The organism is Thermoactinomyces sp. FSL K6-2592 (assembly GCF_038006465.1).
GTDB lineage: Bacteria > Bacillota > Bacilli > Thermoactinomycetales > Thermoactinomycetaceae > Thermoactinomyces > Thermoactinomyces vulgaris.
Genome location: NZ_JBBOVH010000002.1, coordinates 148,025 through 162,266, shown reverse-complemented (window position 1 = coordinate 162,266; position 14,242 = coordinate 148,025). Strand labels below are relative to the sequence as shown.

14 protein-coding genes and 3 tRNA genes are annotated in these 14,242 nt (G+C 49.2%); 6 read left to right on the top strand and 11 right to left on the bottom strand.

All coding sequences use genetic code 11. From position 1 onward, the window contains the following. Positions 1 to 170 precede the first annotated feature (170 nt). A complete protein-coding gene (locus tag NYE37_RS12550; protein ID WP_037994228.1) occupies positions 171 to 791 on the top strand; it encodes a TetR/AcrR family transcriptional regulator in 621 nt (206 codons plus the stop codon). An 80-nt stretch (positions 792 to 871) separates the two neighbouring features. Here NYE37_RS12550 and NYE37_RS12545 read toward each other — a convergent pair. From NYE37_RS12545 to NYE37_RS12505, 9 genes are all read right to left on the bottom strand, one after another. Then, positions 872 to 948: transfer RNA gene (locus tag NYE37_RS12545), tRNA-Pro, on the bottom strand. Positions 949 to 953: 5 nt separating this feature from the next. Further along, positions 954 to 1,030, bottom strand: a tRNA-Pro gene (locus NYE37_RS12540). 175 nt (positions 1,031 to 1,205) lie between these two features. Next, positions 1,206 to 1,415, bottom strand: a complete 210-nt coding sequence (locus tag NYE37_RS12535; protein ID WP_037994225.1) for a phage holin — start codon at positions 1,413 to 1,415, stop codon at positions 1,206 to 1,208. A 223-nt stretch (positions 1,416 to 1,638) separates the two neighbouring features. Continuing rightward, positions 1,639 to 1,724, bottom strand: a tRNA-Leu gene (locus NYE37_RS12530). Between the two features lie 232 nt (positions 1,725 to 1,956). After that, positions 1,957 to 2,499 (bottom strand): hypothetical protein, encoded by a 543-nt coding sequence (locus NYE37_RS12525; RefSeq protein ID WP_037994224.1) that lies wholly within the window; start codon positions 2,497 to 2,499, stop codon positions 1,957 to 1,959. A gap of 116 nt (positions 2,500 to 2,615) precedes the next feature. Beyond that, positions 2,616 to 2,819, bottom strand: coding sequence for a hypothetical protein (locus NYE37_RS12520; protein ID WP_138615126.1), 204 nt, complete (start codon positions 2,817 to 2,819; stop codon positions 2,616 to 2,618). A 101-nt stretch (positions 2,820 to 2,920) separates the two neighbouring features. Then, complete coding sequence (locus tag NYE37_RS12515) at positions 2,921 to 3,997, bottom strand: WD40/YVTN/BNR-like repeat-containing protein (protein ID WP_037994222.1); 1,077 nt, start codon at positions 3,995 to 3,997, stop codon at positions 2,921 to 2,923. Between the two features lie 233 nt (positions 3,998 to 4,230). Next, positions 4,231 to 4,623, bottom strand: coding sequence for a thioesterase family protein (locus NYE37_RS12510; protein WP_037994221.1), 393 nt, complete (start codon positions 4,621 to 4,623; stop codon positions 4,231 to 4,233). A 144-nt stretch (positions 4,624 to 4,767) separates the two neighbouring features. After that, positions 4,768 to 5,373, bottom strand: coding sequence for a TetR/AcrR family transcriptional regulator (locus tag NYE37_RS12505; protein WP_037994219.1), 606 nt, complete (start codon positions 5,371 to 5,373; stop codon positions 4,768 to 4,770). A 254-nt stretch (positions 5,374 to 5,627) separates the two neighbouring features. Between NYE37_RS12505 and NYE37_RS12500 the strand changes: the two genes are divergently transcribed. Further along, the gene (locus NYE37_RS12500) at positions 5,628 to 5,843 is read left to right on the top strand and encodes a hypothetical protein (protein WP_037994218.1); all 216 of its coding nucleotides are present in this window, start codon (positions 5,628 to 5,630) and stop codon (positions 5,841 to 5,843) included. 53 nt (positions 5,844 to 5,896) lie between these two features. Here the strand turns inward: NYE37_RS12500 and NYE37_RS12495 are convergent, their stop codons facing one another. Then, positions 5,897 to 6,886, bottom strand: a complete 990-nt coding sequence (locus NYE37_RS12495; RefSeq protein ID WP_049719722.1) for a lipoate--protein ligase — start codon at positions 6,884 to 6,886, stop codon at positions 5,897 to 5,899. A 179-nt stretch (positions 6,887 to 7,065) separates the two neighbouring features. On the opposite strand from NYE37_RS12495, the gene recQ reads away from it, so the two are divergent. The 4 genes from recQ (at position 7,066) to NYE37_RS12475 (ending at position 12,953) form a co-directional block, all read left to right on the top strand. Beyond that, positions 7,066 to 9,201, top strand: a complete 2,136-nt coding sequence (recQ, locus tag NYE37_RS12490) for a DNA helicase RecQ (protein WP_049719691.1) — start codon at positions 7,066 to 7,068, stop codon at positions 9,199 to 9,201. Positions 9,202 to 9,423: 222 nt separating this feature from the next. Then, positions 9,424 to 10,218, top strand: a complete 795-nt coding sequence (locus tag NYE37_RS12485; RefSeq protein WP_037994216.1) for an HAD family hydrolase — start codon at positions 9,424 to 9,426, stop codon at positions 10,216 to 10,218. 19 nt (positions 10,219 to 10,237) lie between these two features. Continuing rightward, positions 10,238 to 11,170, top strand: a complete 933-nt coding sequence (rnz, locus tag NYE37_RS12480; protein WP_037994214.1) for a ribonuclease Z — start codon at positions 10,238 to 10,240, stop codon at positions 11,168 to 11,170. 82 nt (positions 11,171 to 11,252) lie between these two features. Continuing rightward, the gene (locus NYE37_RS12475; protein ID WP_037994212.1) at positions 11,253 to 12,953 is read left to right on the top strand and encodes a serine hydrolase; all 1,701 of its coding nucleotides are present in this window, start codon (positions 11,253 to 11,255) and stop codon (positions 12,951 to 12,953) included. 18 nt (positions 12,954 to 12,971) lie between these two features. Here NYE37_RS12475 and NYE37_RS12470 read toward each other — a convergent pair whose 3' ends face one another. Next, the gene (locus NYE37_RS12470) at positions 12,972 to 14,162 is read right to left on the bottom strand and encodes an MFS transporter (protein ID WP_037994210.1); all 1,191 of its coding nucleotides are present in this window, start codon (positions 14,160 to 14,162) and stop codon (positions 12,972 to 12,974) included. Positions 14,163 to 14,242 lie beyond the last annotated feature (80 nt).

Below are 14,242 nucleotides of genomic sequence, written 5' to 3'. Positions count from 1 at the left end.
ACCATACCATTTTTCACGCCGATTTTTACTTCCTGTATAATAAACAACAGGTTGTTCATTTTCATTATAATTTTTGGATTTCATCCGCAACAATGATCAAAACGGCGGAATCTGTCGGTTATGGAACACTTCCGGATGCAGTGTCGTCCAAAAAGGGAAGGAGGAGCCCGATGCGAAAAAATCAAACGGATCTGCGTGTCCTTCGAACGCGGAAAACGATTAAAGAAGCATTCGTGGAATTGATGGAGGAAAAAGGCTTTGACGCGATCACCGTAAAAGACATCACCACGAGAGCCGGGATCAACCGGGGAACCTTTTATGCGCACTATCAGGACAAGTTTGATCTCATGGACAAATATCAGGAAGAGATCCTGACGGAGATGGCAGAAATCGTCAAACGGAATCTGCCGAATGCCCTTTCTGAAATCAATGACTCGTCCCCCACTTTAAAACCGGTGAGCACGATTGTTTCCATATTGGGATATATCAATCAAAATCACCGGTTTATGAAAACATTGTTGGGCCCCAAAGGAGACTTGACTTTTCAAAACCGATTGAAAGAATTCATGTGGAATGCACTCATCAAAAACAATCCAAACTCCATATTGAAAGAAGAAAATTTGCTGGTTCCGGGACATTACCTGATTTCTTATATTGCTTCCGCCCATATCGGAGTGGTTCAGCAGTGGTTAAACAGCGGAAGAAAAGAATCCCCCGAGGAAATGGCGCGTATCCTATCCACCATCACTGTGAACGGACCATTCTTTGCCGCCGGTTTGAAAAAAGCTTGACCTTCCCTTTGCAAATAAATAAAAAGCGCAGGCCTTTTCTCAAGACCTGCGCACATACCATGAATCCGTCCAGATATCGTTGGTCGGGACGACAGGATTCGAACCTGCGACCCCCTGGTCCCAAACCAGGTGCTCTACCAAGCTGAGCCACGTCCCGCTAACTGGTCGGGATGACAGGATTCGAACCTGCGACCCCCTGGTCCCAAACCAGGTGCTCTGCCAAGCTGAGCCACATCCCGACAATTCGGTTATTTCAGGGCCTCAATTTTCAAACGACGAGTCTCATTTTAACATGCCATCCTTTCCAATGTCAATCATCAATTCTTTCTGCCTTGAAGCCGGAAAGGCTGTCTTCAAAATGCAAAAAGACGTTCACGGAAGCATCCGTGTGAACGTCTCAAAAAATCCTTTCCATTATGATTTGGAATCATCTTTGTACCATTTGCTTTCCGTGGTGGGATCATTAATAATCCCGAGCGCTACCAGAATGGCGATAATCAGATCCACAATCGCATTTCCCTCAGTGATCCCCAGGTCAAAACCGGCATACCGAAGACCTCCGGCAACAAATGCCAACAATGATAACCAGAAACCATAGTTGCGAAACCGAGTCATCCAATTCATCCCGATTCGCCCCCATTCCCTGAATGTAAGCCGGCTGAAAAGCCAGCTCCAGCATCATCATATGCAGGGAAAAGAAAAACATTTTCTGATCAATACCCATTCGGTAAAAAAAGACGTCCGTCCAAGATCCGCCGAAATTCCTCCGGGCCCATCCAATCTCCTTTCATCCCGGAGCATCAAACAATAAAAAAACGGTTTCCTTCATCAGGAAACCGTTTCGCTTTGGTGCCGAAGGTGGGAGTCGAACCCACACTCCATAAAGGAACACGATTTTGAGTCGTGCGCGTCTGCCAATTCCGCCACTTCGGCATGACAGGCGGTTAAAAAATTTCAATCTCGCTTGGAACGATTTTTATTATATACGCTTTATTCTCGAATGTCAAATAAAATTTTTAGAGATTGCCGGACATCAACCGAAGATCCTATACCCCCGAAAACCCCGGATAAAAAGCGGATTTCGGCCCACCCTTCCGATCCATTTCCAACCCGCACTCTTTATTTACGCAATATTAAAAATATATTTTTTGGCAAGATTGACCCATTACGTTCCATCCACCGGGTCAGACGCTTTATTCAACCTTTCCGCAAGGCGGTGCAAAGTTTCATAATCGCCGTATTGGACCGGATATGCTTGGCGATCGTTATTGTGGTAAGTGGCAACTTTTGACTGATCGTGATATGGATACCGTTCCCACAACCAGCCCATGTTTTCGACGATATCGCGTTTATGCCCTGCGCACCAAACACCGGCATGATACAAGCCGACCTTTTGCTCATAAAATTGTTCCCGATTCAGTTCTCCGCTTATCCTCTTTACGTAAAAATCAACAGCCCGCGGAGGAAACCCCAGCGCAAGACCCAACAGGCGATGAAACTCTGTGCTGTCGCGGGAAAGGTTTTCGACTGCTTTGGCAAACCCGTCACGCTCCGGCTCATCCCGAAAGAAAATGTCATAGCCGGGATAAACGGAAAAACGCGGGAACTTTTCGAGTTTTTTCAAAGCATCTGGTGGCAATTGGGCCAAGCATTCATAGCTAGACGGCTTGATTCCCGCAAGAAAACTTTCAGTCGGCATCCATTCCATGAGCGATCCCTCCGGTTAGTTTGATTTCTCTCGACTATCTCATCTTTGCGCAGCATTTGATAGTCGCAACATTTAAAATGCAGTGCGTGTTTTAGTTATATTTTTTATGTATGAATTCATGAAAGAAAATTACTCACGTGATCATACACTTCTTTGGCTGTTTCCAGCAATCCTCGCACGGCTTGTACCCGTTCGGCTGCATCGCGTATCCCCAATACATTAATATTTTGTATTGAAACATTTTTATACCCATTAATGGAACCGTATCCTGTAACAGACCCGATACCTAATATCCTCGTCTTACGCACTTCGCTTGGCATCAAGCACAACCATTCGTGTTACGCCGGCAAAAAATCCTTATCCATTTTTGCCTCACATGAGCAGGCACCTGAAAGGCCTGCTCATGTTTTTCCGATCCGGATTAACAATCAATGACCAACAGGGTATGCGGATGTTGAGACCGGTATTCCTCTTTCCACCCGAGCTTGATTTTCTTCCATGTCTTTCCGGCATCAGCAGACCGGAAAAGCCCCAGATTGTTCAACGCGTAAAAAACCCCGGATTCCGACGGGTCGTTTGCCAATGCAGAAATCAGCATTCCTTCCGGCCCCGGCAAGCCGTCAACCGATTCCATCCATCGATCCCCTTCTTTTCGATAAATGGTGGATGAAGCCTGTTCCATTCTGGCGTGGTGAGCGTTATTCGGATGAATGGAGGCAGAGACAAGCACCCAATCCGGGTTTTTGACATCGACCGCCAACCCGTATAAATAAGGATGTTTCAGACCCTGGCCCAAAGGAATCCAAGATTGGCCCCCGTCACGGCTTTCCATGTAGCCGCAACCTTCACGGAACAATCCGTCGCCGCATGCCGCATACAAACGATCCGGTTGACTGGGATGCACCAACAGGGTATGAGCGTCCAGGGGACCTTGAAATTTTTTGTCTTCCCAGGTTTTTCCCCCGTCCAGACTACGCAGCACAGCGCCAAACTCGATCGAAACATAAATCCGTTCCGATTGCTCCGGATCCGGCGTAATCCACCGGACATGATGCGTGTGCGGCCGGGGAGGGAAACTCCAGGTCCGATGCGAAGGCACGAATTTCATCTCTTTATGTTCCCGCCAGGTTTGGCCTCCGTCTTCCGATGAAAAAAGCGCACTCGGTTCCGTTCCGACATATACCACCCCGTAACCATTCCCTTTTTGATGCGGGCTCACCGCCACGGCAGTGATTTTTTCATAAAGAATTCCTTTTTCTTTTAACGGCTCAAAATAATCACATCCATCCCCGACAGGGTACCATGAATCGCCAAAATCGTCCGAACACCACAAGCCACGGCCGAAGATCCCGCAGTACAACCGTTCCGGCCGGAACGGATCTTGAGCAATGCAAGTGGGTTGCATGCCTTTGAGACGGGAAGTTGTCCCGGCACTTTCCCCATCATCCAGGTCAGCCACCAATAATTCCCGTTCCATCCCCAGCAAAAGTCGCTTCATTCAATGATCCCTCCACACACTTGTTTTATGGATCAAACCCGATGGATCCATTTTTTCTTTTCCCGGTCATTAAAAAAAATAAAAGCTTGCCAACCCGTCAAACATGTCGGCAAGCTTTTCAAGGTACCACCTTCTGATTCAAAGATTTTTCACAGCGTCTATAGAATAAACGTAAGCCCCCTTAATTATTTATTCGCAAACCAGACGACATTTCAGTTCACCTTTTTCCAAATTTATTTCATTCGCTCAATATGCGCCTGAAGCTTTTCTTTCGGCCAGATCACTTGAACGAACTCGGCCTCTCCCACCAGCGCCTGGTCATGTTCGGCAATCACATCACACACCACTTTTTGCGGAGTCCATTCCTTGACCGTGGCCACAAACGTGACGGTTTTCCCGACCGGGGCCGGCGAGCGGTGGCGGACATTGATGGAAGCACCGATTCCTTCTTCCCCTTCTTCCAAAAACGGCTCGATGACTTTCCTTCCGACCCATTCCATATAATAGACCATGGACACGGTGGACAAGACCGGATGAATCATCTTGCCGTCAAACGAAGCAACCATCTCCCCGGTGACCGTCACGGACATTTTTTCCTGGTATCCTTGATGAAGACCCGGTTTCATGAAACAACCCCCTTCAGAATGGAACCCGATTTCTGCCAAAATCCATCCCTTTTTTCTCGCTTCTTTCCTGAATGAAAATATTTCCTTCTTCCCCAGTCCCGTTTGGGTACCACTCCCGTCATCTTTTCCGGCAGATCCATTCCGTCAAGACATCGGCCCCGGCATTTCCCCTTGTTTCCGGTTTGCCAATCCGTCCAGAAACAAATCCATAAACCGGTCGGCGATCTCCTCCGGCGGCAACTCTCCTTCGGGACGGTACCACTGATAAAGCCAATTTCCCACGGATAAGAGGAGTAACCGGACAAATTTTTCATCCACCTGCCGGAATTCCCCCTCCCGGATCCCTTGGGACACAAGCCGGGCCCACATTTTCTCATACCGGTCCCGTTTTTCCTGGATTTCACAAAACCTTTCCTTGGACAATCCCTTCCACTCATGAAAATAAACGGTTGCCGCTTCCAGGTTGGCTTCCACCACCTTGATATGGGCGATGACCGCTTGTCTTAACTTATCCACTGCCGGTGCATCGTTCTCGACAATGGGGCGAAGGGAATTTAAAAAAGCTTCAGCGCCTCTGTTTGTAATCTCATATAACAAATCTTCTTTTGTGCGGATATGCGCATATAAACTGCCGGATAAAATCCCGCATGCTTCCGAAATATCCCGAATCGTTGTCCCGTGATATCCTTTTTGGCTGAAAAGCCGGCAAGCCGTGCTCAAAATTTGTTCCTTGCGTTCCTGCCTTGTCATGTTTCATCTCTCCTGCGAAACAAGCGCTTGTTCGCTTCCATGATAATAGAAATTTCAGACATTTGTCAAGAATCCATTTATTTCAGAGAGTGTTATTCTTGTTTGGGCTCTGGCAAGTGAACCAGTCATACACCGGCTGCCCCGTCAACCAAAAATGGCCCTTTCCTGAAAAAGGATTTTGTCCATTTTTATCTAAGTTTTAGATAAAAAAGATATCCCAAATTTTTGAAGCGGGGGAAGAAGGGGGCTCATTCGTGTTATTTAAAAAGAGATCTCATCCTGCAAGCGAAGATGCCTTTATGTCCTTTCATTTCTGGTTAACCTTGGAGGAGATCGAGCAGTTGGAAGCCATCGCACGCGATCACCAAACCGATCCGGCGGCCGTGGTGCAAAAAATTGTCAAAAAAACATTGGAACACTGGCGCCAGTTGGAAACTGAGGAAGAAGAAAAAGAAACCGTGGAAAAATAGAGCAAAAAACGGAAGAAAGGAACCCCTTTCCTCCGTCTTGCTTTCAACCGGGTTCAGTAAATGAGGTCAATGAAATCATCTTTGGAAACGGCTCCGAAATAGTGCTTGATATCCAGGCCGTCCAAGGATTTTTCAATTTCATCCCGTTCATACCGGATTCCCGTCAAGCGGTCTTCAATGTCTTTCACATCGCCGATTCCAAAGAAATCGCCGTAGATCTTGCAGGACCGGATGATTCCTTTTTGCACATTCAACCGCACGTCGATGCTTCCGACCGGAAAACGGCGGCTGTGTTTGACATTAAATGCCGGCGACTCGCCGAAATTCCATTCCCATTTTTGATAGCGCGATTCGGAGATTTCCCGGATTTTTTCCCAGTCTTTCTCGGACAATACATACTCGGGAATCGGTTTTTGCCCCTGAAAGATATGTTCCAACAACAATTGGCGAAACTCCAAAATGGTCATAGGCTCTTTCAAAAAGTCAACGATATTGCCCACCCGGCTGCGGATCGATTTGATGCCTTTGGACTCGATCTTTTCCTTTTTCACTTGCAATGCCTTGGTGACGTGATCAACATTGACGTCAAACATCAGCGTTCCGTGGCTGAACATCCGCCCGTTGGTTGAAAACTGGGCGTTTCCCGATATTTTCTTCCCGTTTGCCAAAATATCATTCCGTCCGCTTAATTCCGCATCAATCCCCAGCGATCTCAGCGCCTCGATCACCGGCTCCGTAAACTTCCGGAAATTGGCGAAGCTTTTTCCGTCATCTTTCGTGATAAAGCTGAAATTGAGATTGCCCAAATCGTGGTATACGGCGCCTCCCCCGGATAAGCGGCGGACCACATGGATTCCGTTTTCCCTGACATAATCCACATGGATTTCCTCCACTGTGTTTTGGTGCTTTCCGATAATGATGGAGGGTTCATTGATATAAAAAAGCAAATAGGTCTCATCAATATCCAAATGTTTCAGCGCATATTCCTCAATCGCCAGGTTCATGCGCGGATCGGTCATATTTTGGTTATCTATGAATAACATGATAGATTCCTCCCGTCTTTGCCCGGACATTCCGTGATGGATCCGGGCTCCTCTGTTTCCATTGACCATTGTACCCGTTTCCCGGGACAAAATCACGTTTGGGCGAATTTGAGCAAATCCCGGTTTTATTATACCTTTATTAAAGAGAACAGAGAGAAGAGCGAGCAGGGGGATCCGTCATGTCGATGGAACAAGCGGAATTGTTGTTGCAAAAATACTTTGGTTACTCTTCATTTCGAAGCGGACAAAAGAAAATCATCGAAAGCATCTTATCCGGCCACCATACCATGGGGATCATGCCGACCGGAGGCGGAAAATCCATTTGTTATCAGATCCCGGCTCTTATGTTTCCCGGGATCACGTTGGTGATCTCTCCGTTGATCTCATTGATGAAAGATCAAGTGGACCGTTTGCGCCAGCACAACATTTCGGCCACCTACATCAACAGTTCGCTTCCGCATGCCGAAATCAAGCGGCGCATGAAAAAGCTGAGAGAAGGGGTTTACAAACTGCTCTACATCGCTCCGGAACGCTTGGAATCCCTGGCCTTTCAAGAAATTTTCTCCACCCTTCCGGTTTATCTGGTCACCATTGATGAAGCCCACTGCATTTCCCAGTGGGGACACGATTTCCGGCCCAGCTACCGGTCCATGGCCAAACAACTTTTATCCCTGCCCCGCCGGCCGCTCATTGCCGCTTTAACCGCCACCGCGACGCCGGATGTGAAAGAAGATATTTCCCGGCTTTTGCAAATCGATCCGTCGCGGATCTATTCCACCCGGTTGGAACGGCCGAATTTGTCCTTTCAAGTCATACACGAAGAAAACAGGCTGGATTACATCAAGCAATATTTAAAAGACCATCCCCGCCAAAACGGGATCATTTATTGTGCCACCCGCAAAGATACCGATCATGTCTATGAAGCACTGGTGCAATCCGGCTTTTCCGCAGCCAAGTACCATGCCGGGCTGACCGATGAAGAAAGAGAAAAAGCACAGGAGCAATTTTCATATGACCGGGTGCAAACCATTGTCGCCACGAATGCCTTTGGCATGGGCATCGATAAATCCAATGTCCGGTTTGTCATTCATTATCAATTGCCCCGCAATCTGGAATGTTATTACCAGGAGGCGGGACGAGCCGGCCGGGACGGGGAAAAAAGCGAATGCATTTTATTGTTTTCGCCGCAAGACATCCCGATGCAACGTTACCTGATCCGGCATTCCGATCTTTCCCCGGAAAGAAAAACGTTGGAATTCAGCAAGTTGCAAAAGCTGGTCAATTATTGCCACACCCAACGGTGTTTTCAAGAGGAAATCGTCCGGTACTTCGGGGCCGACATCATGCAACCATGCGGAACATGCGGAAACTGTCGCAAAAAAATGGGGGATTTGGTCAATTATACAATTGAAGCACAAAAAATCTTCTCCTGCATCAAACGGTTGAACGAACAGTACGGACTCACCATCATCGCAAAAGTCCTCAGGGGTTCCAAAAACAAGCGGCTGAAGGAATGGAAGCTGGACCGGATTTCTACATACGGGACCATGAGGGAGTACACGGAGAAAGAAATCCAGCGGTTGTGCCAACTTTTGGCCTCTGATGGTTATCTCTCCCTGGTCTACGAAGGGCGCCCTTATCCGCTGGTCCGCCTGACCCCGAAAGCAGTCGCGGTGCTGAAAGGAAAAGAACCGGTTTATCTGCACAAAGAGACCGAAAAATGGCTCAAAACCCCCGAAACCAAAACCCACCGCCTCTTGGATGAGCTGGTATCCTTGCGCAAACAGTTGTCCGAAACCGAAAAACTTCCGCCGTACATGATCTTTCCGGACAGCACTTTAAAAGAGATGTGCCGCCGCTTGCCCGTCACGGAAGAGGAGATGCAAGCGATCTCCGGGGTCGGGGAAATGAAATTTCAAAAATACGGGGCTCATTTTTTAAAAATAATCCGGGAATATGTCCAAAATCACGGGGAAAAACCGGTCCGGGAAAAAAGCACGGGAAAACCGTCCAGCCATTTCATCACTTATCAGATGTTCCTTCAAGGCAAAACCATTCCCGAAATCGCCAAAGAGCGCAACCTGACGCGCGGCACCATCGAGGATCACTTATTGCGCGCCGGCTTGGAAGGCTTGGAACTCGACTGGGATGCTTTTATTCCCAAAGAATATGAAGCATTGATCATGGAGAAAGTGGAAGAACTGGGCGCCCAAAAATTGCGCCCCATCAAAGAAGCTTTGCCGGAATCCGTGGATTATATGGCCATTAAAGCGGTCATTGCCAAAAGAGAAAGATTGCAAGCTTTGAAAAAATAGCTTCATTCCATGAATCTGCGGTGGAATGAAGCTGTTTTTTCCCTGTCTTCCCTCCTTCAGGGAAACCGCCCGTCCGATATCATGACCTTTTTCCTCCAAACGTCCGTATTTTTATACCAGTCACTCCGCATCCAAAGCCACCACGATTGCATCCGGAGCCAAGCATCATATATGATACCCACAGGAAAACCAGAAAGAGTATAAAAAGAAAGAGTGAGAGCAATGATTAAACTATTTATCAGCGACTTGGACAACACCCTGTTCGACCATGAAAAACAAATCCATCCGGAAGACCAAAACGCCTTGCACAGACTGATGGATGCAGGCCTTGAAATCGGGTTGGCTTCCGGAAGAATGGACTTTGAACTCGTTCAGGTGATGAACCGGATTCAAGCCCGTTTTCACCGGATCAGCCAAAACGGGGCTTTCATCTATACCAAAGAAGGAAAATGTTTGCAAAGGGTCACCTTTCCCGGAAACATTTCCAAACAAATCTATGAAGCGGCCCGTCCTTTCGGGCTTGTTTGCTTTGTCAGCGAGGAAAACGAAATGTTTGTCGCCGAAAAGACGGAAAAAGCCCGGGCCATTGAAGAAAGGATGAAGATGCCTGTTCATTCCCGCCCCCAATTGCATGAAGAAATCGGAAAATCACTGTTTCCCAGCAAGGTTTGCTTCTTTGGGGAACTGAACGATTTAAAACGTTTGGATCAACATATTCACCAACGGTTCCCCTCCCAAGTCGACTCCTTTATTTCGGACACCGATTGCCTCGATTTCATGCCGACCGGCATTTCCAAGGGGAATGCGCTGGAAAAACTGGCGGATGAACTCGGCCTGAAACCGGAGGAAATCGCAACCGTCGGGGATTCGTTTAACGATGTTTCCATGCTGGAATGGACTCCCCACAGCTTTGCCATGCGCCATGCCCCGGAAGAAGTAAAACAAAAAGCCGGCCGGGTCGTTTCTTCCGTCCGCGAAGCCTGCGAATGGGTTCTTCAATATAACCAGTCTTCATAAGAAAGGAATGGGTTGCACGATGCAATGTTATTTTTTGGGTACCGGTGCCGGGGTTCCCTCCCGGAACCGCAACGTGTCCTCCCTGGCATTGATCATGCCCGAGTATAACGGGCAGATTTGGCTTTTTGACTGCGGCGAAGCCACACAGCATCAAATCTGGGACTCGCCGGTGAAACTCGCCAAAATCAACCGGATTTTCATCACTCATTTGCACGGCGACCATCTCTTCGGTCTGCCGGGGATTTTGGGAAGCCGTTCGTTCCAAGGCGCCACCTCCCCCCTCACCTTGTACGGTCCGAAAGGGATTCAAGCGTTTGTCGAAATCTCTTTAAAGACAAGCCGCACCTTTCTCCGGTATCCGCTGGAAATCGTCGAAATGGAAGGGGATTGCCAATTTGAAGCGCCCCCTTTTTCCATCCGGGCCAAAAAGCTGGATCACGGCATCCCTTCGTACGGATATCGTCTGGAAGAACCGGATCAACCCGGCAGATTGAATGTGGAAAAGTTGCAAAAAGCCGGGATTCCGACCGGTCCTCATTACCGGTTGTTGAAGGAAGGGAAAACCGTCACCCTTCCCGACGGACGGGTATTAAAAGGGGAAGATTATGTCAGCCCCCCGAAAAAAGGAAGAACCTTGGCGATTCTTGGAGACACCCGGTACACTCCCGAAGCCTGCATCCTGGCAAACCGGTGCGATTTGCTGATTCATGAGGCAACTTACCGCCGGGATCAAGAAGATCTGGCCCGCAAATATTTTCACTCCACTTGCACGCAAGCCGCCGCCGTCGCCAAAGAAGCCGGGGTGAACCATTTGATCTTGAATCATATCAGCACCCGGTTTCAAGAAGAAGAATGCGAGGCTTTGCTTCAAGAAGCCAGAGACGTCTTCCCGTCGACCGATCTCGCCCGGGACCGGTGGAGCTACACCCTTCCCCCGCACGGCACCTCCTGACCGGAAACACTTTTCCTTTGTTTCCGGTGTCTTTCTCCTGTCAAAATGGATTAAAATAAAATTAACCGATCAAAGAGGAGGAATGTGGGCCGTGTACAAAAAAACCGGCATCCATCTGTTGCTGGTCACCGCGCTGATTCTACCGTCCCTCGCTCCGGCAACCGCTTGGGGAAACGAATTTCATGGAAAGACTTCCGTGCAGCTTCATGCCTCCGACCGCCTCCCGGACAACAACCCGGTCTGGGGAGATTCACGCCCGACCCGTCCGGTTCTCCAACCGGGGTCTCCCGAATCTTGCGGCATGGTAAATAAACCGCTCCTTCACATGGACACCATTCTCCGTCAGGCCATCCGGGAAAACATGACTCCGGGCGCCGTACTCCTCGTTGCACGCAAAGGAACCATTGTGAAACACCAAGCCTATGGATATGCCGTCCGTTATGCCGATGACCGACAGACTCCCGTTCATCCCCCGGTCCCCGCACGGAAAGACACCATCTACGACCTCGCATCCGTCAGCAAGATTTTCACATCCGTGGCCGTGATGAAATTGTATGAAAAAGGACGGTTTGAGCTGGATGATCCCGTAGCCAGATACATCCCCGAATTCGCCCAAAACGGAAAGCAATCGGTCACCATCCGCCAGCTTCTGACGCACACTTCCGGCTTTCGTTCCGGCATTCCGCTTTATCAAATGGGAAACAACCGGGAAGAACGGTTGCAAATCGCTTTGGCTTACCCGCTGGACCATCCGCCCGGAACCACTTACACCTACAGCGATCTCAACATGATTACACTGGGGGTTCTTGTCGAACGCCTTTCCGGTCTGCGGTTGGATCAATTTGTCCAAAAAGAAATCACGGGCCCGCTTCACATGCATGACACGTTTTACAACCCTCCGCAAAAGTTGAAACGCCGGATTGCCGCAACGGAATATCAGCCGTGGACCGGCCGGGGGTTGGTGTGGGGAACCGTGCATGATGAAAATGCGGCGGCACTGGATGGAGTGGCGGGACATGCCGGGGTTTTTTCCACTGCCCGCGATTTGGCCGTCTTCGCCCATATGATGTTGATGGACGGGAAATACGGATCCACGCGGATTTTAAAAAAAGAGACCGTCCGTCTGATGGAAAACAACTATAACACCGACTTTCCCGGCGATGATCACGGTCTCGGCTGGGAATTAAACCAAGGTTGGTACATGGACGCACTCAGCGGTCCGGATGCGATGGGCCACACCGGATTCACCGGAACTTCGCTGGTGATCAACCGCAGCCAGGGAACAATCGCCATCCTTTTGACCAATCGCGTCCACCCGACCCGGGAAACCGAATCCATCAATCCGCTGCGAAGAGAAGTGGCACGCATGGCGGCGGACGCCATTCCCGTGAAAATCCCGGGCAAGGTTCCGGCTTGGTTTTCCGGTTACGGCGACCAACTGTCCCGTTCGCTGGTGGCATCCCTGCCGCTTTCGACTCACGATCGCACCCTTGTATTTACGACTTGGCACCGGATTGAACCGGTTCATGATCAAGCCACGGTGGAATTTTCCGCCGACGGCCGGCATTGGTCCGCGGCGGAGCAATTCAGCGGAAACCGAAAAGATTGGAAGACTTACGCCATTCCGGTTCCCGAAGAAGCCCGTTTCATCCGCTTCCATTATCAGACCAATGAAAGTGTCAACGGACGCGGCTGGTACATCATGGATCCGGTCCTTGAAACCCGCGGAAAAACCATTCCGCTTCAATGGCAGGGGGAAGGATGGGAACGCCGGACCTATTAATTCAGCCGGCGGACCAGCTCACACCGCTTGTTTTTCTTTGGATTTGAACGAATTCATCCGGTTGCCCATCTTCTCCAATAAAATCATCAAAACATAACCGGCCAGCATGCATCCGATGGTGATGAACAACATTTCCCCGCCTGCTTTTTCAATGGAAAAACCGCCCAAAGAAGGGCCGAGAATGCTGCCCACACTGAAATGAACCGAAGCGATGGCATTGGCGGCAGGCAAAAAGCGGGCCGGCAGCAAGTCCGTGGCACAAGCCAATCCCATGGAGTAAAGGGAGCCGACCAATCCGCCAATCAATATGAAAGAAACAAAAAGATAAATCTCGTTGGACAAAAAATGCGGGATGACAAACATGCCGGCCGATCCGGCCGAACAAACCAAAATCAGCAGATTTTTACGGCCGATCCGGTCCCCCAACACCCCGAGCGGCACCTGAAAGAGCAAACTGCCCCAGACAAATGCGGAAATCAAAAGGGAAATAAAGCCTTGGCCCATGCCTTCCCGTATGCCGATCACCGGGAAATTCCCCGTCAAAGCGGTTTCCAAAAACCCGTAAATGAACGGGGAGCAAAAAGCAATGAAGCCAAGCCGGTAAACCGTTCGCAATGATCCCTGCCGGTTCGCATCCTTTTCTTTCCATTCGTTGTCCAAAGATTCGGCGATCGTTAAACGGCCGGTTAAATAAATGGAAAAAAAGAGGATACACAAAACAAAGAGAAACGGAACCGTTTCTCCAAAATGAACCAGATTCAGCCCCAGCGGACCGATCCCAAATCCCAATCCATAAGCAAACCCGTATTGGGAAATCCGGCGTCCCCTTTCTTTCACGGGAGCATGGATGGTGATCCACAATTGGGTGGCATAGTGCAACAAACTGTCGCCGATGCCGACCAGAAAGCGAAGCCCGGTCCATACCCAGAAACTTTGAAAAAACGGAAAAAAACAAACTGCAACAGTGACAATGTACAACCCGGCAAGAATCGATTTCTTCACGCCGATTCGCCGGACCATGGCCGGTCCGAGGGGAGCCGCGAGCAAGATGCCGAGATAAAGCGCAGAGGCACTCAGGCCGTTAAAATCGGCTTGCACTCCTCTTTCTTCCAGAAACATCGTCAACAGCGGAATCAATAACCCCTGGGTCATCCCGGCCACACAAATCATCCAGACCATTCCTTTGAACGTCCGGAGAGACCAGGCCATGTTTTCGCCCCCCTTTTCAAAATCTTTTCAAACCATTATATTGGTTTTAATCATGATTGCTCAACATCCAAAGAGGGGGA

Bases quoted from the DNA above. Each gene is read 5' to 3' on its own strand.
- NYE37_RS12550 (WP_037994228.1), top strand. From the start codon at position 171: ATGCGAAAAAATCAAACGGATCTGCGTGTCCTTCGAACGCGGAAAACG.
- rnz (WP_037994214.1), top strand. From the start codon at position 10,238: ATGCAATGTTATTTTTTGGGTACCGGTGCCGGGGTTCCCTCCCGGAAC.
- NYE37_RS12535 (WP_037994225.1), bottom strand. From the start codon at position 1,415: ATGAATTGGATGACTCGGTTTCGCAACTATGGTTTCTGGTTATCATTG.
- NYE37_RS12485 (WP_037994216.1), top strand. From the start codon at position 9,424: ATGATTAAACTATTTATCAGCGACTTGGACAACACCCTGTTCGACCAT.
- NYE37_RS12515 (WP_037994222.1), bottom strand. From the start codon at position 3,997: ATGAAGCGACTTTTGCTGGGGATGGAACGGGAATTATTGGTGGCTGAC.
- NYE37_RS12505 (WP_037994219.1), bottom strand. From the start codon at position 5,373: ATGACAAGGCAGGAACGCAAGGAACAAATTTTGAGCACGGCTTGCCGG.
- recQ (WP_049719691.1), top strand. From the start codon at position 7,066: ATGTCGATGGAACAAGCGGAATTGTTGTTGCAAAAATACTTTGGTTAC.
- NYE37_RS12510 (WP_037994221.1), bottom strand. From the start codon at position 4,623: ATGAAACCGGGTCTTCATCAAGGATACCAGGAAAAAATGTCCGTGACG.
- NYE37_RS12520 (WP_138615126.1), bottom strand. From the start codon at position 2,819: ATGCCAAGCGAAGTGCGTAAGACGAGGATATTAGGTATCGGGTCTGTT.
- NYE37_RS12470 (WP_037994210.1), bottom strand. From the start codon at position 14,162: ATGGCCTGGTCTCTCCGGACGTTCAAAGGAATGGTCTGGATGATTTGT.
- NYE37_RS12495 (WP_049719722.1), bottom strand. From the start codon at position 6,886: ATGTTATTCATAGATAACCAAAATATGACCGATCCGCGCATGAACCTG.
- NYE37_RS12475 (WP_037994212.1), top strand. From the start codon at position 11,253: ATGTGGGCCGTGTACAAAAAAACCGGCATCCATCTGTTGCTGGTCACC.
- NYE37_RS12525 (WP_037994224.1), bottom strand. From the start codon at position 2,499: ATGGAATGGATGCCGACTGAAAGTTTTCTTGCGGGAATCAAGCCGTCT.